This is a genomic window from Gordonibacter sp. RACS_AR68, from assembly GCF_030418485.1.
GTDB classification, from domain to species: domain Bacteria; phylum Actinomycetota; class Coriobacteriia; order Coriobacteriales; family Eggerthellaceae; genus Gordonibacter; species Gordonibacter urolithinfaciens.
The window spans coordinates 269,870-284,967 of record NZ_JAIPUP010000001.1; the positions used below are offsets into that span (position 1 = coordinate 269,870).

Genomic DNA, 15,098 nt, shown 5'->3' on the forward strand with positions numbered 1-15,098 from the left:
GGGAAGGCTCCTACGACGGCTGCACCGGGGTGTTGGCGTGGCTTCTGCACGCGACGATCTGCAGGTCGTCGCCGTCCATGCGGTACACCAGCAGGTGGTCGTCGGCTATGCGGCGTGTCCAGAGCGACGTCTCGCCTGCCTTCAGCGGCCGGGGATCGCCGATCCCCGCACCCGCTCCGTCGGACTCGATGCTCGTGACGAGCGTCTTGACCAAGCGGTGGACATCCTCGTCCTGGCTCTTCCACGAGCGGTAGTCCGCCCATGCCTCGGGGGCCCACGTCCTCATCCGGTCGTCCGACTCGTGCATTACCCCGCGTCCCTCGTCGAGGGCCTCCACGTTGCGTTCGATGCGAGCCAGATCCTCGGCGCCGCACCCCGCGTCGGCGGGCAGGCCGAGCGGGAGCCGGCCTTCCTCCACCGCCTTCTTGGCGAGCACGATGAACGCCGTGGTCACGTCGATCCCCAGGTCGTTGCACATCTCCCCCATCCGATCCAAGGTGGCGATGTCGAGAGGCACGTTCACCACGCCTATCCCCGCGTCCTCGATGATCTTGGCGAGCGCCGCAGACTGCGCCGGAGCACCTCCCTCGCGGGACAGGGTCGCGGCAGGCACGGGGAAGGCCCCGGGCAGCATCTTCACGTCGTCCAGGTTCGCGGCGGATGCGTTCCCGGCAGGCTCAGGCTGGGCGGCACCGACATCGCCGCCGTCAACCGACGGGCCTTCGCCCGATGCGGGCAGCGAGCGATCGTCCGATGGGACTTCCGCATCGCTTTCCTCGGTGATCTTCAACCCCTTAGGGATGAGCCTCCGCACGAGAACAGCCGCCACCAGGATGATAACGCCACCCGCAAGGCACGTCACGACCAGGGACTGGTTGAACGCGTCCGCACCTCGTTGGATCAGCTCGGGCATTCCGAGCATGTTGCCGATCTCGGTGGTCGCCGCGAACGACTGCTTCGCGGCGTTGATCAGCTGCCCGTCCAGGCCCATGGCGCGCAGGGCGCCGGTGCCGAGCTCCGAGCGGTAGATGATGGAGGCGAGGCTTCCCAGGATGGCCACACCCAGCACGTTGCCCAGGTCGTAGGATATCTCCTGGAGGCTGCCCGCGCTCGACGCCTTCTCAACGGGCGTCTCGGCCATGATGAGCGATGCGCCGATTGCCAGGGCGCCGGTTCCCAGGCCCACCAGGCAGGTGGACACGATGACGACGGTGAGGGAGAGGTCGTCCTGGAAGAAGAACATCATGAGCATGGCCACCGAAGCGAGTCCCAGGCCGGCCGCCACCACGTGCCGCGCCTGATAGCGCATGGCAAGGGCAGCCGCGCCCAAGCTCGAGATCAGCGTGGCCACCGACATAGGAATGAGGTGGATGCCCGATTCGAGCGTGCCGTCGCCGTTGACCAGCTGCAGCCACTGGGCCAGCATGTACAAGAGCACGGCCAGGGCGAACGTGCACGCCATGGTGGCGATGACGCCGGCCGAGAACGTCCGGCTGCGGAACAGGGAAAGATCGACGATGGGATGCGGCGATTTCAGGCATCGGAAGACGAACAGGGCCATGAGCGCCAGGCCGCCGAGGGTTGCCGCCGCGCCGGGAACGTCGAACGCGAGTTCGGCCGCAAGGTGCTTGATGCCCCACAGAAGCGCTACCATGCCGGCGAGGGCAAGCACCGACCCCAGAACGTCGAAGCGCCCGGGGTTCTTGAGCTTCACCTCCGGCATGGCGAACATGCCGAGCAGGAAGGCGACGCCCACGATGGGCACGTTCACGAGGAACGCCGAGTGCCAATTGAAGTGCTCCAGCAGAAAGCCGCCGATGAGCGGGCCGGCCGCCATGCCGATGGCGCTGATGGCCGACCAGGCGGCCACGGCTATCGCGCGCTCCTTCGAATCCGTGAAGATGCTTCGGATCATGGATATGATGATGGGCATGATCATCGCACCGCCGATACCCAAGAAAGCCCGGATGGCAATGAGCTGGCTTGCGTCGTTTATGAACACGACCAGCACCGAGCCGATGCCAAAGATCAGGAAGCCTGCGAGAAGCATCTTCTTCCTGCCGAACCTATCCGAAAGCGAGCTGGTGGCAACGAGGAAGCCCGCCAAGACGAGCGAGTAGACGTCGACCACCCAGAGAAGCTGGTCTGACGAGGGACTGAGGTCCCGAGTGAGCTCGGGCAGCGCGATGTTGAGAACGGTGAGGTCGATGGCGACCACGAACTGTCCCAACAATATCGCGATGAGAGCTGTCCACAAACGGCCCTTCGAGAGCGTTTGCGGCTTGATAACAATAGAATCATCCATAATGGGTGTACCTTCCTACCGGTGTTCTCTCAGATACGTTGCTCTCCTTCTCGACGCTTACAGCTCGATGCTGTCCACGACGCCGTTGATGTCCGCCTTGTCGCCCACGACCGCGATCTCGTAGAGCGTGTCGGTAGTGACGACATAGGCCGTCTTGCTCTCGTACTTACGCTTCTGACCCTCAATGTCCTTGACGAAGCTGTACTCGTACACCGTAACCTGGGCACCGTCGATCACCTTGGACTTCTCTTTGTCGATGCTCCACGCGGTAATCCCATACTTCTTCTCCAGATCGGTCCGCTTGGCCGCGATGGCCTCGGCTGCCGTGCGGGCAACGGGCTTGGCGCTTTCGGCCTTCTCAGCCGGCTTGGCACCCTCTTCCTCGATGACCTCGCCCTCTTGCTCGGCGGCCCCGACCTGTTCCTCGACAACGGCGGCCGTCGGCGCGCCAAGCTTCTCGTAGCTGATAGTCAGGCTGTTGCCCGTCTCGTCCTCATCCAAGTCCTCGTTGTCCTCCGTGAACACGACCGCTCCGCTCGAGCCGTTGCCGCCCGGGCTTTCCAGCCACGTTTTCGGGACCTTGAACGTTATGTCCTGCACGGTCACTTCGCGGTCCAGACTCGCTCCGCAGCCGGCGAGCGCGCAGGCGGCAAACGCGGTCAAGGCGAAAGCGGCTGCCAGGGTGCCTATCCTCTTCATGTTCATCGACCTCTTCTCCCTTCGAAAACCCTTGGAACTTAGTTAATGTACTTATGTACACTACAAAGCATAGCAGCTGGAAAGTTAATGTTCAAGTGTACATTAAGAAAAATTTCGACTAGAATAGGATCACGGAGACAGCAGTAAGACAGCGGACGGCACAGGAGGTTGCCCGTGGAAGAAGACACGACGAAGACAGAGAGGTCCGGGAAGAAGCCGAAGAAGCGCGCGCCGCGAGACCCTGCCGGTCGACGGCAGGCCATCATCGACGCCGCTGCCAACCTCATAGCACGTGAGGGAAGCAGCAAAATCACCAACAGGCGGGTGGCGGAAGAGGCCGGCGTGCCCTTGGGCTCGACCACCCAGTATTTCAAGAGCATCGACGAGCTGCGCCGCGAGGGCTTAGCCGAGGTCGCCCGCAGGATCGAGCACGAGTACGACGAGGCGTTCCGCGTCACCGAGCAGGGAATCCAGAACGCGACGGCGCTTGCCGACTTCATCAACGAGTATCTCTCGGACCAGCAGCGGGTGCACGCCGACGCCGCCCTCTATGCTGCGGCCATCGAGGATCCGGACGTCGAAGACATCACGAGGAGCGCCTTCGAGTCGTTTTTGCGCAGGTGCGCGCCGTTCATGGACGAGCAGCGCGCGAAGATCCTCTGCGCGTTCATGGAAGGCGCCATCATCAACTCCTGCTTCATGGGAGTTCCCTACGACCGCGAAACCATCCAGAAAGCCGTGAGCCTCATTCTGAAAGAGGACGACGCAGCCAAGTAAAGCGCTTGGCCCGGCCGGATCACCGCACGGTCGGGCCATGCTCGCACACTCACTGGCCGCCACACGTAGCGACGGCCGCTCATCCTGCGCAGTACGCTGCACTTGACATGCCCCTCCCTTCGTAGCGTGGCACACGATTTTCAGGAAACTCCCGGCGCGAGCACACCGAGTCCTGGCGAGCATCTCAAGATCTGGAAGGCGAAGCGGCGCAGTCGGAAGCCACTGCCAAAGCAGTTTGGCGAAAACCCCGGACAGGAGAGGTTCAAGGAAAGGCTCCATCGAAGATTCCGGAAAGAGATTCCTGCTCTTCAGAATAATGACGATTGCGTAAAGGATGCCGAGAAGGCAACGGGTTTATGGCAAGATGGAGCATTGCATAGTCATATGCAGGGACACACGGCAACCAGGGTCGCGCAGGCGCGAACCGTTGATGCGCACACGATGCCCGCCCCGCGCACGATGCGACGCTCGGCGCCGCCCCCGCGAGGCAGCCCTCCCGGGCCGGGCGCGTGCTATAAAGGAGACGCAATGGGCTTTCTTTCGAGGTTCGAGGGCAAGATGGAGGACACGTTCGAGGGCGCGGCCGACCGCATGGCCAACGCGCCCATCTCGCCCGTGCAGATTGCCAAGAAGGCCGAGAAGCAGATGCGCCGCGAGAAGATGGTGGGCGCCGGCAAGCAGTACGCCCCCACGCTCTACACGGTGCTGGTGAACCCCGACGACGACCAGCGCCTGTTCGGCTACTACCCCACGTTGGCCGGCGAGACGGAGACGTATCTGGCGGCGAAGGCCGCGGACGAGGGCCTGGTCATGGACGGCCAGCCGCTCGTGCGTTTCATCGTGGACGACGGGCTGAAGCACGGCAAGTTCGACGTCATCGCCGAACCGGTGGCGGCGCCCATAATCGCCCAGCTGCGCGCCGAGGAGATGCAGCGCTACGGCATCGGCGGCGGTCAGGCCCCGGCCGGATACGGCGCCCCAGCGCCCGCGCCCGGCTACGGCGCCGCGCCCGCACAGCCCTACGGCTACGGCCAGCCCGCCCCCGCATCCCCCGCCGGTGGCTACGGCGCCCCGGCGCCCGCCTATGCAGTTGACGCCTACGATGATGCCGCCTACCCCGGCTTTCCCGGGGCGGTCGAGCAGGGCTATGCCCCAGCCGCGCAGCCGGCGCCGGAATATCCCGCCCCGAATGCCGCAGGCTACCCCAACGCTGCAGCGGCGCCCGCCCACCCGCAGCCCCAGCCTTACCAGGACCTCGACGCCGGTTTCGATGAGTTCGGCGCACAGGACGCCTACGGCGACTTCGACCCGAACGGCAAGCCGCCGCTGCCCTATGTGCCCGAGGACGAGATCGACTACTCCATCGACTACGGCGAGTACACGTTCGACAGCCAGGATTTCGACGACTACCGCCAGAACGGCCGCTCGCAGGGTGCGCCCGTCTCCGGTGCGGCCGGCGCCGCCATGGGGGCCGCCGCAGCTGGCATGGCAGGCGCCGCCGCCTCCTACGCTGCCCAGCCCGGCGCAGCCGTACCCGCCGGCGCTCCCGTCGCCGCCGACACGGTGGTGTTCGCAGGCGGCGCGGCGCAGGCGAGCCCCGTGCCGAACCAGGCAGCCGTGCGCGCCAGCCTCATCGACACCACGAACAACCGCACCTACTCGCTGGCTTCGGCGCGCCTGCTCATGGGCCGCGAGTCGAAGAACGACATCGTCGTCCACGACATCAACGCCAGCCGCACCCATGCCGAGCTGCGCTTCGAGCCCCAGGGCGTCTGGACCATCACCGACCTGGGCTCCACGAACGGCACGCTCGTCAACGGCGCGGAGATCGCCACGCACCCGCTGCGCGAGGGCGACCGTATCACCATCGGCATGACGAACTACGTGTTCACCCAGGCCCAATAACGCGAAAGGCGCATGCGTGAAAGTTGTTAACCGCACAGAGCGAGGGGTGTACTCGTGATCGACGTCGTACTGCTGATCGGACGCCTGCTGTTCGTCGCGCTGCTCTACCTGTTCCTGTTCGCCCTCATGAAGACGGGGATAGGCCTCGTGCGCGGCCAACGTAAAAAGGAGCGCACCTGGAACCTGTCGGTGGAGCGCGGGCCGAAGGAGCTGCGCGGCGTGTCCATCGTCGTGCGCGGGCCCGTCATCGTGGGCCGCAGCCCCGGCGCCGACATCGTGGTGGGCGCGGGTTACGTGTCCGGCCGCCACGCGCGCTTCTCCCTCATGGGGCAGAACCTGTTCGTGGAAGACCTGGGATCGACGAACGGCACTGCCGTGAACGGCCAGGTCATCGGCGAACCGGTAGCGCTCAAGAACGGCGACGTGGTCAACGTGGGCGACGTGGCCATCCGCGTGAGGTTTGCCTGATGGCCGCCGAGCGCCCGTACAAGTCCACGCCGCACACGCGCAAGGGCGCCACCACCACGTTCGGGAGCCGCACGGACATCGGCTGCCTGCGCGACCACAACGAGGACAGCCTCGTGGTGGCACCCCCCCTGTTCGCCGTCGCCGACGGCATGGGCGGGCACGCAGCCGGCGAGGTGGCTTCGGAAATCGCCGTGAACGTGCTGGCCGAGCGCGCGCCCGCGCATCCCGACCCCGAGGCGCTGGGACGCGCCGTGGAGGAGGCGAACCGCGCCATCATCGTCGCTGCCCACGAGGGGCGGGGCCGCGAGGGCATGGGCACCACCATGACCGCTGCCATGCTGGAGGGCGAACGGCTCATCATCGCCCAGGTGGGCGACTCGCGGGCCTACCTGCTGCACCAGGGCAAGCTCCAACAGCTCACGCGCGACCACAGCCTGATGGCCGACATGATAGAGGCTGGGCAGCTCACGCCCGAGGAGGCGCGCACGCACCCGAACCGCTCCGTCATAACGCGGGCGCTGGGGAGCGACCCGCATACGCAGCCCGATCTGTACGAGATCAACGTGGAGACGGGCGACCGCCTGCTCATCTGCTCCGACGGCCTGTCGGGCATGGTGTGCGACAACGACATAGAATCGACGCTCGCCCGTGTGCGCGACCCACAGCGCTGCGCATCGCAGCTGGTGAACGAGGCTATCGCCAACGGCGGCCACGACAACGTCACCGTCATCGTGGCGGACGTCACGGGCTTCGCCGAGGTGCGCCGCAAGAAGATGGCGCGCAAGACGAAGCTCTCCATCGCGCTCGTGCTCGTGCTGTTCGCCGCCATCGTGGGCGGCACGGCCTGGGGCACGAACGAGTACCTGCACAACGCCGCCTACCTCGCAAACGACAATGGCAAGGTGGCCATCTACCGCGGCGTGCCGGGCAGCGTGTTCGGCCTCGGCTACTCCGAGCTGGTGAAGACCACCGACGTGTCAGTGAGCGATCTGCAGCCCGGGTTCCAGGAACGGCTTAAGGAAGGCTGGCGCGTCGACAGCGTGGAGGCCGCCGAGTCGCTGGTCAAGGAGTACCAAGAGGACATCGACGCCAAGAGCAAGCCAACCGGGGACGATGCGGCGGATGCCGGCGCTCCCGCAACCGACGCAGCCGGCAGCACCGGCGGCACGCACGACGCGAACCCGCCGGAGCCTGCCAACTTGCAAGGCGGTGCCGCATGACGCGCCGCAACATCGAGCTCGTCCTGCTGTGCGTGGCGGCGCCCATCGTGGTGCTGCTGTTCGCCATGCTGGCCGTCAACCAAGGTCAGAGTCTCGGCCTGACCACGCTGGGCGTGCCCATCGGCATCTTCGCGGCGTTCGTCATCGCGCATTTGGCCGTGCGCAGGTTCGCGCCCAAGTCCGACCCGGCCATCCTGCCCATCGCGTTCGCGCTGTCGGGCATCGGCATCGCGTTCATCACGCGGCTCGCACCCTATGCTGACAAGTCCAGTATCGCCATCAACCAGGTGATGTGGCTGTTCCTGGGCGTGGTGTGCATGTTGCTCGTGCTCGTGCTGTTCCGCAACCTGGACAAGGTGGCCAACTACAAGTACACGCTCATGATCGTGGGCTTCGCATTGCTGCTCTCGCCGCTTCTGCCGGTCATCGGACAGGAGATCTACGGCAGTCGCATCTGGATCGGCATTCCCGGCGTGTTCTCGTTCCAACCTGGCGAGATAGCCAAGATAGCCATCGTGCTGTTCCTGGCGGGCTACCTCGCCCAGAACCGCGAGATGCTCTCCGTGTTCACGTGGCGCGCAGGCCCGTTCAACCTGCCCGACATCCGCACGCTGCTGCCGCTTCTGCTCATGTGGCTGGTCGCCTTGCTCATCGTGGTGTTCGAGAAAGATCTCGGCAGCGCGCTCGTGTTCTTCTTCGTGTTCCTTATCATGCTCTACGTGGCCACGGGCAAGAAGTTCTACCTCGTGGTGGGCCTTGGGCTCATCGCCGTCGGCGGAGTGGGCGCGTACCTGGCGTTCGGGCACGTGCAAACGCGCGTGGACATATGGCTCGACCCGTTCGCCGATGCGCAGGACACGGGCTACCAGCTGGTTCAATCGCTCTACTCCATCGCCGACGGCGACCTGTTCGGCGTGGGGCTCGGACGCGGCCTGGCCGGCGGGGGCAATGGGCTTCCCCAGATCCCCGTTGCGGAAAGCGACTTCATCTTCACCATTATCGCCGAGGAGATCGGCCTTCTGGGCGCGGCCGGCGTGCTGCTGTTGTTCCTGTGCTTCGCCATCCGCGGCTTCGTGACGGCGGCGCGCGCGAAGAGCGACGTCAGCTCGTTCGTTGCGGTGGGCCTCACGTCCATCGTGGTTCTGCAGGCGTTCATCATCGTGGGCGGCATCACGCGCCTCATCCCCCTGACCGGCATCACGCTGCCCTTCATCAGCCAGGGCGGCTCGTCGCTTCTGGCCAGCTTCATCATCGTGGGCTTCCTGCTGCGCTGCGGCGACGAGGGCACGGGCGTGGGCGAGGAAATGGCCAGCGCCACCACCTCGTTGCATGCGAACAGCGTGCTCGGGCGCGTGTCGCTGGGCAAGCGGCTCACCAGCGGTATGCGCATCTTCGCCGTGCTGTTCGCCCTTCTCGTGGCCAACCTCACGCTCATCATGGTGGTGCAGGCGAACTACTACCAGAACATGCCCGGCAACAACCATACGCTGGCTAAGGAGTCGCGCACCGAGCGCGGCACCATATCCACCTACGACGGCGTGATCCTCGCGCAGAGCGTGCAGCAGGAGGACGGCACCTACGAGCGCGTCTACCCGGCCGGCAACCTGGCCACCCACATCGTGGGCTACGCGTCCACCCAGTTCGGCACATCCGGCATCGAGGCCGCCGAGAACGACACGCTGAAGGGCCAGCAGAACTTCGCCAGCTGGACCGACGTGCTGAACTCGCTCGCCGGCATCGGCGCCCCCGGCAACGACGTCACGCTCACGCTGAACTCGAAGATACAGCAGGCGGCCCAGGACGCGCTCTCCGGCTACGCCGGCGCGTGCGTGGTCATGGACCCCGAGACGGGCGCCGTGCTGGGCATGGCGTCGTCGCCCACCTACGACGCGGCCGACTTCGCCGCCGAGATAGAGAAGGCCAACGCCAACCCCGACGGCGAGAGCACGCTGCTGAACCGCGCGATACAGACGCTCTACGCCCCCGGCTCCACGTTCAAGATCGTCACGCTCGCAACGGCGCTCGAGGACGGCGTTGCCAGCGAGGACACCGTGTTCTCGTCGCCGGGCACCATGGACATCGGCAACGCGCCCGTCACGAACTTCAACAAGAACTCATACGGCGACATCACGCTCGCCCGCGCCACCGAACTGTCCAGCAACACCGTGTTCGGCCAGCTGGGCGTTGAGATGGGTGCGGAGAAGCTCGTGGACGGCGCCGACAAGTTCGGCTTCAACCGCAAGATCGACTTCACGCTGAACACCGCCACCTCGCTCATGGCCGAGCCCGACGAGATGACGAAGTGGGAGCTGGCCTGGTCGGCCGCCGGCGAGCCGGTGAACCCCCAGAACCACCCCAGCCCCGCCGGGCCCCAGGCCACCGTTCTGGAGATGGCCCTCGTGGGCTGCGCCATCGCCAACGACGGCGCCATCATGAACCCCTACCTGGTAGAGGGCGTCTACAACGCCAACGGCGAGCGCAGCTTCACCGCCACGCCGAACAAGTTCCTGCAGGCCGTGAGCAAGGAGACGGCCAACCGCGTGAAGGACGTGCTCAAGGGCGTTGTCACGGACGGCACGGGCACGGCCGCCGCCCTCCCCGGCGTGGAGGTGGCCGGCAAGACCGGCACGGCCGAGAAGGAGAACGGCAACGACAGCTGGTTCGTGGGAATGGCGCCCGCTGACAACCCGCGCGTCGTGGTGGCCATCAACCTTGAGCTTGCCGACGAGGGCATGGGCACCGAACGGGCGCAGAATGTGTTGAGAACGGCCCTGCAGGTGCAAGGGCTTTTGTAAATAAGGTATGCTGGTGGCGATCATATCAACCTTGACACGCAGTACCGCCACTGAGCATGTGACCTAAAGGAGCAGAAACGTGACCGGAAACATGACAGGCAGGGTGTTCAACAACCGCTACCAGATAACCGAGCGCATCGGCATCGGCGGCATGGCCGAGGTGTACCGCGCGCAGGACAACGTGCTCGGACGCCTGGTTGCGGTGAAGGTCATGCTGCCCCAGTACGCCGCCGACCCCAACTTCACCAAGCGCTTCAAGCAGGAGGCCGCCGCTGCGGCCAACCTGCAGAGCCCCTACATCGTGAACGTGTACGACTGGGGCCAGGACGACGGCACGTACTACATCGTCATGGAGTTCGTGCGCGGCAGCGACCTGAAGACGGCCATCAACGAGCGCGGGGCCATCAACCAGCGCAAGGTGGCCGAGATCGGCTCGCAGGTGTGCCAGGCCCTGTCGGTGGCGCACAACCTGGACATCATCCACCGCGACATCAAGCCGCAGAACATCATGGTGCAGCCGGACGGCAACGTGAAGGTCATGGACTTCGGCATCGCGCGCGCCAAGAACTCGGTCATGACGCAGACGTCGTCCGTGCTGGGCACGGCGCACTACATCTCGCCCGAGCAGGCGCAGGGCAAGGAGCTCACCGCCGCCAGCGACATCTACTCGCTGGGCATCGTGCTGTACGAGGCCGCCACGGGCAAGCTGCCCTTCGACGGCCCCGATGCCGTGAGCGTGGCCATGAAGCAGGTGAACGATCTGCCGGCCCCGCCGCGAGAGATCAACCCCGATATCGACCCCGCGCTCGAGGCCATCATCATGCGCGCCATGGCGAAGAACCCCGCCGAGCGCTTCGCCACCGCGCAGGACATGCGCTACGCGCTGAACGACTACCTGGCCGGACGCCCTGTGAACGTGGGCAGCGGCTTCACCAGCGCCGAGACGGCCGTCATGGGCGGCGTCGTTCCTCCCATGGGCATGGCAGACGGCACCGCCGTCATGCCCGCCGGCATGGGCGCGGGCGGCACGAAGCCCGCGGGAACCCCCGGCGGCACGAAGAACTACCGTTCCGACGACGGCAAGAAGAAGAACAACAAGAAGACCATCGGCATCGTGGTGGGCATCGTTGCCGCGCTGGCCATCGTGGGCCTTGCGGCATTCGCCCTCATGGGCGGCTTCGCCACGGGCGACCCCGTGCCCGACGTGACGGGCAAGACCGTCGAGGAGGCCACGGCCATCTTGAAGGAGGCCGGCTTCGAGCTGGGCACGACCGACCAGAAGTACGACGACAAGGTTCCGGCCGGGCAGATAGTCGGCCAGGACCCGAAGGCCGGCGACAAGCGCGAGAAGGGCTCGAAGGTCAACGTCACCGTATCGCAGGGCGTGGCGCAGATCACCGTGCCCGACGTGAAGGGTCTCGACGCCGAGAAGGCGAAGCAGGCGATCAAGGACAAGGGGCTCGTGCCGAGCGCGGGAACGCCAGCCTATTCCGACACAGTTGAAAAGGGCCTGGTCATCAGCACCAATCCTGAAAGCGGCACCAAGGTTGAGAAGAACTCGACCGTGGAGTACATCGTGTCGCTCGGCTCCGAGGGCGTCGAGGTGCCCAACGTGGTGGGCCAGCGCGAGGGCGCCGCGGTCGCAACGCTGAACGATGCGGGCTTCTCCGTGACGACCGACTACGCCAACAGCGACACCGTGGCCGAGGGCCTGGTCATCAGCCAAAGCCCCTCCGCCGGCGAAAAGGGCAAAGAGGGCGGCACGGTGAACATCGTGGTGAGCAGCGGCAAGGCGAAGCCCACTAAGTTCACGGTATCCGCCTCGGTCTCGGGCGAGGGCGGCTACGTGTCGCCGTCGTCCATGGAGGTGGACGAGGGCGGCAGCATCACCTTCCAGGTAACGCCTAACAGCGGCTACACGGTGTCCTCCGTCACCGACACGAACGGCAACAGCTACAGCGTGTCGCCAAGCGGCGGCAGCTTCACCGTCAGCAACGTGAAGAACAGCATCGCCGTCACCGTGGTGTTCGCCAAGCAGTCGACGCCCGACCCGACGCCGACGCCTAACCCGACGAACTAACCGCCACTTTTCGTGCCGCGCGCGCACGTTCGGGGCTTCACGCTCGGATCTCTAGGAGGACCGCCTCGGGCGGTCCTCCTTTCTATCCGTCTCATTCCCCTGTCTCGCGCCTGTATCGCGCCTGCTTGACGACAACGCTTCGCCGTCAAGCCGCCAACGAGCAAGGCCCCTCCTCGTCCTGCATGCGAGCTAGCCCTACAATGGGCGGATCACACGTGTGAAAGGACCGCCAGGATGAACCTCTCCCTCATTGCCATCGTCCTCGTGGGCCTTGTCGCCGCGCTCTGCGGGCTCGTCGTAGCCAACTTGAAGGCGCAGCAGCGAGACGTGCAGGCTGCCTGGAACCGCTTGGACGGATTGCGTCGCCGCGGCATGGAGGCGGTGCCGGCGTTCGTCGCCGCCGTCTCTCAGGACGAGGCTGCCGCGCAGCGCGTAGCCAGCAGTCCCTCGGTCGTACACCGCGCCCTGGACGACGTTGCCGCGGCCTCGCGCGCCTCCGCCTCTGCGGAGGACCCGCATGCGGCCGCAGCAGCAGACGACCGGCTCGTACAAGCCATCGAGCGCGTCTACGCGGCGGCCGAAGTCGAACCGGACTTCGTGGCGAGCCCTGCCAGTCGCAAGGCCAGCGCGCAGCTCGATGCGGCCATGGAAGCCCTCGCGCACGAGCAGCAGATCTACAACAACGTGGCCACCATCGCCACGAACGCGCAGCGCTCCTTCCCCGCCCTCCTGTTCGCCAAGCGACTGGGGCTATCCGAACCGCAGCGCTACGAGTCGGAAGCGGCCGCCCGGCGCGCCGCGCTCGACTGGACGCGCGGGAGCCTCCCCTCGCTCGCCGACGCCTCTCCGCATGTCATGAACCCCCAGATGCTCTGGGCCTCCGCCATGGCCGACGCCGCCATAGACGATCGCACCGACGATCGGCGCCGTTAAGGAGCCAGCCGCACCTGCCGCCGAGCCCAGCCCACCCGTCTCGCATGACTGCCGTGCAGCTGGCCGGGAACAGCGGGTACGCCTCGCCTCTTTCGCCTCTCCGCTCGCGCCGCGCCGCCCTTCCCCTCGCTACCTCGCCTTCCCGCAAACCCTCCCTCGTATCTGGATAATTGACGGGTATTTTCATCATGCATGGGTTGCGTGGTAAGATAGAGGGCACATTCGCTCGGACATGCTCCAGGCCCATCAAGGAGGTACCGCATGCAAGAGCCCTCACCCGCCCTTTCGCGGCGCACGTTCGTCGGCGGAGCAACCGCCCTCGCCGCCGCGTCCCTCGCCTTCCCCCAGGCCGCGTTCGCCGTGACCGCCGCCGAGAAGCAGGCAGAGGCCGACGCCGTCCGCAACCAGCTGGTCGGCCTGAACGCCGACCTGGAGGCCGCCGCCGAGCGCTACTACGGCGCGCTGGACGAGCAGAACGCCGCACGCACGGCCATGGAGGCCGAGCAGGCCAAGATCGACGAGGCCACGGCCCAGATCGCCGACCTGCAGGATCACCTGGGCACCCGCGCCCGCAGCATGTACCGCTCGGGCTCCGCCACGTTCCTGGACTTCCTCATGGGTGCCACCTCGTTCGCCGAGTTCACCCAGAACTGGGATATCCTGAACGGCTTGAACGAGAACGACTCCCAGATGGTCGCCGAGACCAAGGAGCTGCGCGAGAGCGTGGAGGCCTCGAAGGCCGAGTACGCCAAGCAGGAGAAGATCGCCGCCGACAAGGCAGCCGAGGCGAAGGCCATCAAGGAAGAGGTCGAGGCGAAGATCGCCCAGGCCGATGCGCTCATGAACTCGCTCGATGCCGAGGCGCGCGTCCTGCTCGAGGAAGAGCAACGCGCCGCCGCCGAGGCGGCCGCCGCGCAGAAGCAGGCCGAGATGGAAGCCGAGGCAGCGCGAGAGGCCGCGAACAACGGCAATACGGGCGGTGGCGGAGGCGGGGGTACCGGCGGCGGCAACCCGCCGAGCGGAGGCGGCGGCAACGGCGTGGACATCCCGTCGCAGGGTTCCGTGGTCGATTACGCCATGAGCCGTATCGGCTGCCCCTACGAATGGGGCGCGGAGGGCCCGAACTCGTTCGACTGCTCCGGCCTGGTGACGTGGGCGTATCGCCAGATCGGCATGTACGTTCCGCATCAGAGCGAGAGACAACATGACGCAGCCCGGCAGATCGTTCCCGTCTCCGAAGCCCGCCCCGGCGACGTGCTCTGGCGCTACGGCCACGTGGGCATCGCTGTCAGCTACGGTGGCACCCACTACGTCCATGCGCCCGACCGGGGCCTGCTCGTGCGCGATACCGACCCGCTCTCCTGGTCGAAGTTCACCTGCGCCCTGCGCTTCTAGCACCGCCGGCAGGAGAACGGCTCGACGCCCGCCAGCGGACTCGGCCATTTCTCTGGGATAAGCGCTGTCGGGAATGCTACAATAGCTGCCGCGCCTCCGTAGCTCAGGGGACAGAGCACCGCTCTCCTAAAGCGGGTGCCGCGCGTTCGAATCGCGCCGGGGGCACCATCGATTTCTCGCGACGCCGCCCTGAGCGGCGTCGTTCTTTTCTTCAATACACGTGCAGTCGCAAATGAAAGCGTCGCAGCAGCAACGGACGATGACAGCGTATCCGCGGCTTCGGCAGCGTTACCGCAACGCGCGTTCCCTGTGGCTCGTTAGCTTCGACAGCAACACCACCGCCCGCGCGCTCGACAAGGGCTCGGGCGGTGGAGAGCCCAAGACCGCTGCGATGCGGCAGTTTTCATAGAGCGGGTTTCGCTGCACGGTGGAAGCTGGGACGAGATTGGAGGCTATGGCCGATCTGGTCGGACGTTTCAAAGAACTGGTCGCGGGAACTTGAAAGGAGAAGTACATCGTGC

11 protein-coding genes and 1 tRNA gene are annotated in these 15,098 nt (G+C 65.9%); 9 read left to right on the plus strand and 3 right to left on the minus strand.

What is annotated here, in order from left to right:
• Positions 1 to 10 precede the first annotated feature (10 nt).
• Together K9U15_RS01115 and K9U15_RS01120 are read right to left on the minus strand one after the other, a co-directional pair.
• Positions 11 to 2,305 carry an MFS transporter gene (locus tag K9U15_RS01115; RefSeq protein ID WP_301155457.1) on the minus strand — a complete coding sequence of 765 codons (2,295 nt, stop codon included), beginning with the start codon at positions 2,303 to 2,305 and terminating at the stop codon, positions 11 to 13.
• Positions 2,306 to 2,362: 57 nt separating this feature from the next.
• Positions 2,363 to 3,010: a hypothetical protein gene (locus K9U15_RS01120; RefSeq protein ID WP_154269962.1), complete on the minus strand. Its 648-nt coding sequence runs from the start codon at positions 3,008 to 3,010 to the stop codon at positions 2,363 to 2,365.
• 168 nt (positions 3,011 to 3,178) lie between these two features.
• Between K9U15_RS01120 and K9U15_RS01125 the strand changes: the two genes are divergently transcribed.
• The 9 genes from K9U15_RS01125 to K9U15_RS01165 all read left to right on the plus strand — a co-directional run bounded on the left by K9U15_RS01125 (position 3,179) and on the right by K9U15_RS01165 (position 14,745).
• Positions 3,179 to 3,781, plus strand: a complete 603-nt coding sequence (locus K9U15_RS01125; RefSeq protein WP_301155458.1) for a TetR/AcrR family transcriptional regulator — start codon at positions 3,179 to 3,181, stop codon at positions 3,779 to 3,781.
• 528 nt (positions 3,782 to 4,309) lie between these two features.
• Positions 4,310 to 5,686: a DUF3662 and FHA domain-containing protein gene (locus K9U15_RS01130; RefSeq protein WP_096227565.1), complete on the plus strand. Its 1,377-nt coding sequence runs from the start codon at positions 4,310 to 4,312 to the stop codon at positions 5,684 to 5,686.
• Between the two features lie 54 nt (positions 5,687 to 5,740).
• Positions 5,741 to 6,154 carry an FHA domain-containing protein gene (locus K9U15_RS01135; RefSeq protein ID WP_041239204.1) on the plus strand — a complete coding sequence of 138 codons (414 nt, stop codon included), beginning with the start codon at positions 5,741 to 5,743 and terminating at the stop codon, positions 6,152 to 6,154.
• The gene (locus K9U15_RS01140) at positions 6,154 to 7,374 is read left to right on the plus strand and encodes a Stp1/IreP family PP2C-type Ser/Thr phosphatase (protein WP_301155459.1); all 1,221 of its coding nucleotides are present in this window, start codon (positions 6,154 to 6,156) and stop codon (positions 7,372 to 7,374) included. The genes K9U15_RS01135 and K9U15_RS01140 overlap by 1 nt, the downstream gene beginning before the upstream one ends.
• The gene (locus tag K9U15_RS01145; protein ID WP_154269959.1) at positions 7,371 to 10,169 is read left to right on the plus strand and encodes an FtsW/RodA/SpoVE family cell cycle protein; all 2,799 of its coding nucleotides are present in this window, start codon (positions 7,371 to 7,373) and stop codon (positions 10,167 to 10,169) included. Before K9U15_RS01140 ends, K9U15_RS01145 begins: the two co-directional genes overlap by 4 nt.
• 91 nt (positions 10,170 to 10,260) lie before the next feature.
• Complete coding sequence (gene pknB / locus K9U15_RS01150; RefSeq protein ID WP_301155676.1) at positions 10,261 to 12,249, plus strand: Stk1 family PASTA domain-containing Ser/Thr kinase; 1,989 nt, start codon at positions 10,261 to 10,263, stop codon at positions 12,247 to 12,249.
• A gap of 234 nt (positions 12,250 to 12,483) precedes the next feature.
• Complete coding sequence (locus tag K9U15_RS01155; RefSeq protein ID WP_301155460.1) at positions 12,484 to 13,182, plus strand: LemA family protein; 699 nt, start codon at positions 12,484 to 12,486, stop codon at positions 13,180 to 13,182.
• 261 nt (positions 13,183 to 13,443) lie between these two features.
• Complete coding sequence (locus K9U15_RS01160; protein ID WP_301155461.1) at positions 13,444 to 14,577, plus strand: NlpC/P60 family protein; 1,134 nt, start codon at positions 13,444 to 13,446, stop codon at positions 14,575 to 14,577.
• Positions 14,578 to 14,669: 92 nt separating this feature from the next.
• Positions 14,670 to 14,745, plus strand: a tRNA-Arg gene (locus K9U15_RS01165).
• 43 nt (positions 14,746 to 14,788) lie between these two features.
• Here K9U15_RS01165 and K9U15_RS14480 read toward each other — a convergent pair.
• A complete protein-coding gene (locus K9U15_RS14480; RefSeq protein WP_367316865.1) occupies positions 14,789 to 14,977 on the minus strand; it encodes an ATP-binding protein in 189 nt (62 codons plus the stop codon).
• Between the last annotated feature and the right edge of the window lie 121 nt (positions 14,978 to 15,098).

What these genes read in the sequence shown, in the direction of transcription:
- K9U15_RS01115 (WP_301155457.1), bottom strand. Translation starts at nt 2,305, where the DNA reads ATGGATGATTCTATTGTTATCAAGCCGCAAACGCTCTCGAAGGGCCGT.
- K9U15_RS01160 (WP_301155461.1), top strand. Translation starts at nt 13,444, where the DNA reads ATGCAAGAGCCCTCACCCGCCCTTTCGCGGCGCACGTTCGTCGGCGGA.
- K9U15_RS01145 (WP_154269959.1), top strand. Translation starts at nt 7,371, where the DNA reads ATGACGCGCCGCAACATCGAGCTCGTCCTGCTGTGCGTGGCGGCGCCC.
- K9U15_RS01140 (WP_301155459.1), top strand. Translation starts at nt 6,154, where the DNA reads ATGGCCGCCGAGCGCCCGTACAAGTCCACGCCGCACACGCGCAAGGGC.
- pknB (WP_301155676.1), top strand. Translation starts at nt 10,261, where the DNA reads ATGACAGGCAGGGTGTTCAACAACCGCTACCAGATAACCGAGCGCATC.
- K9U15_RS01120 (WP_154269962.1), bottom strand. Translation starts at nt 3,010, where the DNA reads ATGAACATGAAGAGGATAGGCACCCTGGCAGCCGCTTTCGCCTTGACC.
- K9U15_RS01155 (WP_301155460.1), top strand. Translation starts at nt 12,484, where the DNA reads ATGAACCTCTCCCTCATTGCCATCGTCCTCGTGGGCCTTGTCGCCGCG.
- K9U15_RS01130 (WP_096227565.1), top strand. Translation starts at nt 4,310, where the DNA reads ATGGGCTTTCTTTCGAGGTTCGAGGGCAAGATGGAGGACACGTTCGAG.